Origin of the sequence: Patulibacter sp. NPDC049589, assembly GCF_040675535.1 — a bacterium.
Lineage (GTDB): Bacteria > Actinomycetota > Thermoleophilia > Solirubrobacterales > Solirubrobacteraceae > Patulibacter.
Map to the genome: position 1 here is coordinate 1 of NZ_JBFAPC010000234.1, position 6,151 is coordinate 6,151.

A 6,151-nucleotide genomic window follows, 5' to 3' on the forward strand; every position below is an offset into this window, starting at 1 on the left:
CGCGCGGCGGACGGCACGGGCAGCGGCGGGCCCGACCCCGATCGCGAGCGCCGGCACCGGTGCCCCGGCCACGAGCAGGACGAGCCCGAGCGCGACCGACCACGGCACGACGCGGTCGAGCGCCTCGCCGGGATGGCCCTCCCCGGAGTCCCGGAGCCGCGCGAGGACCCGCCCGCCGATCCGGATCCCATCCGGCGAGAGGTCGACGATCGCCGCGGCGGCCAGGGCTCCGGACGCACCGGCGGCGAGGACGGCGCCGCTCACGACCGGTACTCCGCGGACGGCACCGATCCCCGCGGCGCGGTGCCCCTCCCGCCGACCACGTCCACGGCGTGCACCGAGTCGCCACTGCCGGCCGCTCGCCCGGACGGCGAGCGCTCCGGTCGGGGGCCTGGCGGGTCCTCGCCGTCGACCTCCACGGGCTCGAGCGTCCAGCCGTCGTGACCGGCCAGCACCCGGGCGGCCCCGGTCACGCGCCGCCGGCCGGCGGCCCCGCGCGTCTGCTGGAGGACCACGCCGACGGCGTCGCCCACCATCCGCGCGACCGCCACGTGCGGCAGGCCGACGTCCGCCATCAGGCAGAGCGTCTCCAGTCGTCGCAGCGCGGCGTCGGGCGACCGCGCGTGGATCGTCGACAGCGACCCGTCGTGGCCGGTCGTCATCGCGAGCACCATGTCGAGCGCCTCGGCACCGCGGACCTCGCCGACGACGATCCGGTCGGGGCGCATGCGCAGCGCGTTGCGGACGAGGTCGCGGATCGTGATCGCGCCGCTCCCGTCGGTGCGCGGCGGCCGGGCCTCCAGGCGCACGACGTGCGGCTGGCCGAGCCGCAGCTCTGCGGTGTCCTCGACGGTGACGATCCGCTCCGACTGCGGCAGCAGCGACGCGATCGCGCCGAGCGTCGTCGTCTTCCCCGCTCCGGTGCCGCCGGAGACGAGGATCGAGCGGCGCTCGGCGACGGCGTCCGCCACGAGCGCCGCGACCTGCGGCGACCACGTCCCGCGCGCGACGAGCTCCTCGGGCGTCCAGCGCCGGGCGCGGAACCGGCGGATCGTGACGGCGGGCCCGTCGAGGGCCAGCGGCGGGAGCACGACGTGGACGCGGGAGCCGTCCGGGAGCCGCGCGTCGCAGAGCGGGTCGGCGCGGTCGACCCGCCGGCCGGCGCCGGCGAGCATCCGCTCGATCGCGTGCAGCAGCTCGTGCTCGTCCGCGAACGCGACGGCGGTCTCCTCGATCCGGCCGCGGCGCTCGACCCAGACGGGGCGCGTGCCGGAGATCATGATCTCGTCGATCTCGTCGTCGTCCAGGAGCGACTCGAGCGGGCCCAGCCCGACCGTCCGCTCCAGGAGCAGCCGGCGGACCTCGTCGCGGTCCTCGGGCGGCAGCAGCGGGGCGTCGCGGCGGAGCACGCGCTCGAGCAGCTCCTCCGGCGTGGGGCTGATCCCGCCCTCGGCCGGCGCGGCCGCGAGGGCGACGAGGCGGCCGTGCAGGTCGGCGGCGATCTCGCGGTGCAGGCTCATCCGATGCCCTTCAGGCTCGACCGCGCCGTCGTTCCGGCCGCGCCGCGCCGCGAGTCGTCCGGCGACCGCGGGAGGACCCGCAGCTCGCTGGCGAAGTTCTGGGCGGCGGCCAGGTAGACCGCCTGCTTGACGCTGACGCGCAGCGCGACCGCGATGCGCCCGCCTCCGCCGTCGCCGCCGTCCGACGGCGCGTCCCCGACCGTCAGCACCTCGGCGTCCTCCAGTGCGAGCCGCGTGCTCCCCTCGGACTGCTCGGCGTCGCGCGTGACGAGCAGGTCGACGCGTCCGCCCGGGCGGACGAGCTTGGGGTCACCGATGACGACGAGGTCGGCGATCCGCTCGCCGGCGCGCAGCTGTGGTCCGGCGCCGTCGTCGAGCATCGGGATCGAGAGGTCGGCGCCGGGGGCGACGGCGACGCGGGGTCGCAGGCCGACGACCTCGGACGTCGCGGCGACGCGGTCGGCGGGCGCGTAGCGGCGCGGGACCCGACGGACGGTGACGTCCTTCGCCGCGACCACGCGGCCGGGCTCCAGGCCTGTGCGCGCGACGACGACCGGGACGGCCGGGCCCAGGCCGGCCGTGAGCGCGCGCTCCCGCCGGCCGACGTCGCCGGCGGCCAGCGCGCCGAGGACGAGGGCCAGCCCGAGCAGCAGCGCGGCCCGGCGCCGGCGGCTGATCACGTCGCCGCCCGCGGTCCGGGGACGGGCAGCTCCGCCACGAGGCGGGCCCCGCGGGCCGACGGTGCCGAGCGCAGCCGTCCGCCGTGGGCGGCGAGGGCGTCCGCGACGATGCCCATCCCTCGGCCGCGCTGGCCGCGCCGGCGCCCCTCCACGAGGCGCTCGACGGGGACGCGCAGGCCACTGCCCTCGTCGCTGATCTCGACGTACACGTGGCGCGGCCCGCGGCCGACGCCTACGCGGACGGTGCCCGCCCCGTGCTCGAGCGCGTTCTGGACGAGGTTGCCGATCGCCTGCGCCAGGCGGGCCCGGTCGCCCAGGACGGTGGCCGCGGCGTCGGGCTCCACGAGCTCCACGCGGCGCCCCCGGCTCCGCGCCGCCAGGTCGTGGACGGCGACGAGGTCCCGGACGAGCGGCAGCAGGTCGATGCGGCGCAGCTCGTCGCGGCCGCGGCGGCGGGCCGTCGAGGCGCTCAGGTCGTCGACCGCCCGGCTCGCGCGGGTCAGCTCGAGCGCGAGCGCCGCGAGCGGGGCCCGCCGCACCGCTCCACCGCCGTCGGCCTCGGCCGCGCCGAGCGCCAGCATCACGTTCTGCAACGGGCCGCGCAGCTCGTGGCAGGCGCGCACCACGTCCTCCGTGTGCCGGTGGGCCGCCCGGCGCGCGAGCAGGAGCAGGCTCGCCGCCGTCACGGCCAGCAGCCAGCCCGCGAGCAGCAGCGGACTCACGCCGCCACCCGCCCCGCGGCCGCGACGGCGGCGGGCGCCGCGTCCACGAGCTTGTAGCCCACGCCCCACACGTTCACGACGAACTCGTCGCCCGCGACCCCGAGCTTCCGCCGCAGCCGACACGCGTGCGAGTCGATCGTGCGGGTGACCCCGGCGGAACGGAAGCCCCACACGTCCCGCAGGAGGTCGTCCTTCGCGAACACCGTCGTGGGCTCCCGCACCAGGGCGAGCAGCAGCGCGTACTCCTTCTGGGTCAGCTGGACCGGGCGGCCATGGACCGCGACCGTCCGCCGCGAGGGATCGACGACGAGCTCGCCGACCCGCATCACGCCCGACCCGGGCCGGCCGTCGGCGCGGCGAACCAGTCCGGCGATCCGCAGTCGGAGCTCCGGATACGAGAAGGGCTTCACCAGGTAGTCGTCCGCCCCCTTCTCCAGGCCGCGGACGCGGTCGATCTCGCTCCCGCGGCCGGTCAGCAGCAGGACCGGGGTCAGTGGGTCGATGCGCGACACGATCCCGTCCGCTGAGCGGATCCGGGCGAGCAGGTCGAGTCCTGAGCCGTCGGGCAGCGTCAGGTCCGAGAGCACGAGCCGGGGCGCGGTCTGCTCGAGGATCGCCATCGCCTCCTCGAGCGTCGCGGCGGCGAGCGGGTCGTACCCGTCGGCCGCGAGGTGCTCCACGAGGAAGGCACGGGTCAGGTCGTCGTCCTCGACGATCAGCAGGGGGAAATCGGGAGTGATCTGCGTCATGCACGAACGACCTGCGAGGTCCCGCGACCTCGCCCCCCGCCTTGCTCGACGCTCTGTGCCGGCTTCGCGGCGGACTGCCTCGGGAGAGCGCGGGACAGGCTCGGACGTGGCCGTCCCGCGGAGTGGAGCGGAGCGTCCGTCGGCGGTGGCGGACCAGCCGTCTCCCGGACGGCCCGACGCCACGTCGCCTCAGGCCCCCGCCGGCTCGCCCTCCCCCGCCCGCAGCACGTCCCGCAGCTCCAGGAGCGCCCGGTGGGTCGCCGGGAAGCCGTCCATCGGCGGGATCGCCACCAGGGCCCGCGCACGGTGGCCCGACGCGATCGCGGCCAGGGCGTCCAGGGCGCCGTCGAGCTCCTCCAGGCGCGCACGGGGCGGGGACGGCCGGTCCGGCGGGGCGCCGAAGCCCATCGCGGCGAAGGACAGGCGCTCGACGGCGGACGTCGTCGCCCACAGCTCGTCGGCGTCGTGCACCGTGAAGACGAGGTCGCCGACCGCGTCCTGCTGGACGGCGCGCAGGTTGAGCAGCGCGGTGTGCAGGCCGCGCCGGGACCGGCGGACGAGGTGGCCGGTCTCGACCTCGGACCTCGTCAGGGCGGCGTGGAGGACGTCGCGGACCGCCTCGATCGCCGCGCCCTGCGCCGCCGCCAACCGCGTCTCGGCCGTCCGCGGCCAGAGCAGCCGGCGCGCCAACAGGCCGACGGCGCAGCCGATCAGCGTGTCGACGATCCGGGCGCCGACCAGCGCTCCGGCGGGGGTCCCGGGGCGGCCGAGGTCGACGATCAGGAGTGCGAGCGGGGTCGCGAAGAACGTCGCCACCCCGTAGGCCGCCGAGATCGTCGACTGCATCAGCGCCTGGAAGACCATCAACGCGATGACGATCACGCCGGCGGTCGGGTCGAGCGCGAGGACGAGCGCCGCGAGGCCGACGCCCAGGATCGTCCCGCCCGCGCGCTGCATGGTCCGCCGGGCGGTCAGGGTGACGTTGCTGGCCTGCAGGACCGCGGCCGTCGTCAGGCCGACCCAGATGCCGCGGTTGGGGTCCAGCGACAGCCCGATCGCGGTGCCGATCGCGACGGCCAGGCCGGTGCGGGCGGCGGTCGGGAGGACGAGCGACCCCGGATGGATCACGCGGCGGACGGCCGAGCGGGCCGAACGGCGGCGGCGCCGGCCGAACGGCACCAGCGTCGACTGGAGCGCCAGCGCCGGGTCGGCCGCAGCGACGGCGCGGGCCATCATCCGGGCGAAGCGGTCGCCGTGGACGGCGTCCGGCGCGTCGGCCGGGAGCTGCAGGTCGCGGGCGGCGTCGGGGTCGCGGACCGACGCGCGGATCGCCCGGACGGCGGCGGCCCACGCGGGGTCCAGCGGCGGAGCGTCGCGCAGGACGAGCCCGAGGGCGGCGTCGAGCACGCCCTCCGCGCCGAGCGCCAGGCCGAACAGCCGGTCGCCGTCGCCGCGGCGGTGGCCGGCCCGGGTCAGGACGGTCCGGGCCTCCTCGACCGCGACCAGCACGTCGTGGCGGGCGTCGGCCGCCCCCGGGGTGCCGACCGCGTCGAGGAGGTCGGCGAGCCGGCCCCAGAGCGCCTCGAGCGCGCGCTCCTCCGGCCCGCGCGGGCGAACCAGCGCGCCGGACATCGCGATCGCGGTGACCGTCGCGGCGCCGCCGAGGACGAGCGCCGCGCGCAGGGGCACGTCGCCCGCGCCGCCCGGGTACTGCGTCGCGGCCAGGAAGGCCAGGACGAGGACGAACTCGCGCGGGCGCCCCACGTCCCACGCCGAGCCCAGGAGCGAGCCGACCCCGGCGACGAGGCCGACCCCGATCGCGATCGCGACGGGCAGCGACGAGAGCAGCGTCCCGGCCGTGACCGCGAGCACCAGCGCCAGGCCGATGCCGGCCATCACCCGCAGGCGACGCCGGTACGGCTCGTCGCGCGCGTAGACGGCGGCGAACGCCCCCTGGGTGGCGACGGCCCCCTCGTGCGGGTGCCCGAGCGCGACGGCGATCGCCAGCGGCAGCCCGAACGCGACGCCGATGCGGGCGGAGACCGTCCGGGTCGCCCAGGCGGCGCGGAAGACCGCGGTTGCCCGTCGGGCGACACGACCGGGCACGACCGTGGCGGACGGGCCCGCGGCGGCGTGGTCGGGTGATGCGCTCAGAACGGGATGTCGTCGTCGACGAACCCGAGGGTCGGCGCGGCGGGCGGGAGCTCGGGCTCCGTCGCCGGACGAGCCTTCCGGGCGGGCGGGGTGCGCGGCGCGGGCGGAGGCGCCGGGGCCGGCGCGGCCTCCGGCACGCGCGGCGCCTCGGGGGCGGCCGGCGCCTCAGGGGCGGGCGCGTACTCGCCCGCAGGCGGGGACGACGCGACGTTCGGCGCGGAAGCCGGGGCAGTTCCCGGGGCCGCCTGATCCGCCGGCGGCGCGGCAAGGCGCTCTGGGAACGGTTCTGGGCCGCGACCAGACCGGTCGAGCTGACCCCGGCAGTG

At 77.9% G+C, this 6,151-nt stretch carries 6 protein-coding genes; all 6 read right to left on the bottom strand.

What is annotated here, in order from left to right:
- On the bottom strand, positions 1 to 264 hold a 264-nt coding region (locus AB0L40_RS25720), incomplete at its 3' end, for a hypothetical protein (RefSeq protein WP_364361319.1).
- Positions 261 to 1,520, bottom strand: coding sequence for an ATPase, T2SS/T4P/T4SS family (locus AB0L40_RS25725; RefSeq protein ID WP_364361321.1), 1,260 nt, complete (start codon positions 1,518 to 1,520; stop codon positions 261 to 263). The genes AB0L40_RS25725 and AB0L40_RS25720, both read right to left, overlap by 4 nt.
- Positions 1,517 to 2,200, bottom strand: a complete 684-nt coding sequence (locus tag AB0L40_RS25730) for an RcpC/CpaB family pilus assembly protein (RefSeq protein ID WP_364361323.1) — start codon at positions 2,198 to 2,200, stop codon at positions 1,517 to 1,519. Before AB0L40_RS25730 ends, AB0L40_RS25725 begins: the two co-directional genes overlap by 4 nt.
- Positions 2,197 to 2,922 carry an ATP-binding protein gene (locus AB0L40_RS25735; protein WP_364361325.1) on the bottom strand — a complete coding sequence of 242 codons (726 nt, stop codon included), beginning with the start codon at positions 2,920 to 2,922 and terminating at the stop codon, positions 2,197 to 2,199. The genes AB0L40_RS25730 and AB0L40_RS25735 overlap by 4 nt, the downstream gene beginning before the upstream one ends.
- Entirely contained in the window at positions 2,919 to 3,671 is a 753-nt protein-coding gene (locus AB0L40_RS25740) for a response regulator transcription factor (protein WP_364361327.1), read from the bottom strand. Before AB0L40_RS25740 ends, AB0L40_RS25735 begins: the two co-directional genes overlap by 4 nt.
- A 189-nt stretch (positions 3,672 to 3,860) precedes the next feature.
- Complete coding sequence (locus AB0L40_RS25745; RefSeq protein ID WP_364361329.1) at positions 3,861 to 5,777, bottom strand: FUSC family protein; 1,917 nt, start codon at positions 5,775 to 5,777, stop codon at positions 3,861 to 3,863.
- Between the last annotated feature and the right edge of the window lie 374 nt (positions 5,778 to 6,151).

Excerpts from the sequence above, each read along its gene's own strand:
- AB0L40_RS25725 (WP_364361321.1), bottom strand. The coding sequence starts at position 1,520 with ATGAGCCTGCACCGCGAGATCGCCGCCGACCTGCACGGCCGCCTCGTC.
- AB0L40_RS25740 (WP_364361327.1), bottom strand. The coding sequence starts at position 3,671 with ATGACGCAGATCACTCCCGATTTCCCCCTGCTGATCGTCGAGGACGAC.